The 623-nt window shown below is 74.5% G+C and carries 2 protein-coding genes; both read right to left on the bottom strand.

Annotated elements, in window-relative coordinates; genetic code table 11:
* Nucleotides 1–377 (bottom strand): hypothetical protein (locus CCN39_RS22475; RefSeq protein ID WP_208630316.1); only part of this gene is annotated, 377 nt, incomplete at its 3' end.
* Nucleotides 374–623, bottom strand: a 250-nt coding sequence (locus CCN39_RS22470; protein WP_208630315.1) for a hypothetical protein, incomplete at its 5' end; no start/stop codon positions are given. The genes CCN39_RS22475 and CCN39_RS22470, both read right to left, overlap by 4 nt.

Here is a 623-nt window from a genome sequence, read left to right as displayed (position 1 = left end):
TCGGCGGCGGGCTGGCTGTGGTGGGCGAGGGTCTGCTCGGGGTCGCGTGGGTCGGCACGGCCGGCGCGGCGGCCGGGGGCCGCGGGGATCTCGTGTTCCCGGCGGACCCTGGCGATCATCAGGGCGCTGACGTGGAGTTCGGCGCGGATGGTGGCGTAGGTGGCGCCGGCGCGGAGCAGCTCGGCGACGCGGGCCTCGACCTGCGCGGCCTGGGCGCCGCGGCGGCTGTGTCCGCGGCGGCCGGGGGGCAGGGGGATGCCGTAGGCCTTGCGGGTGGCGGCGATGGTGGCCTGGCCTACGCCGAGTTCGGTGTGGACCTGTCGGTAGGTGGCGCCGGCGCGGAGCATCGCGGCGACGTCCTCGCGGACGCGGGTCATGTACTGCTCCCGAAGATACGTTCGAATACCTTGTCTGCGCGGTGGTGGGCGGCGCGGATGGTGCTGTCGGCGAGGTGGGCGCCGGCGATGCAGCGCGGTTCGTCGCACGCGACGGTGACGCGGCCTTCGGGGTCGCGGCCGTGGTGGAGGCGGAAGGCGATGTGGCGGCCGTTGAGTGCTCTGTGGCGATTCCAGAGGATGGGTTTGCCGACGGCGTCGATGGGGCCGGTCCAGTGGGTGTGGCCG

It is taken from the genome of Amycolatopsis kentuckyensis, from assembly GCF_002155975.1.
GTDB classification, from domain to species: Bacteria; Actinomycetota; Actinomycetes; order Mycobacteriales; family Pseudonocardiaceae; genus Amycolatopsis; species Amycolatopsis kentuckyensis.
The sequence above is the reverse complement of the archived record's forward strand: the minus strand, read 5'-3'. Positions and strand labels throughout refer to the sequence as shown.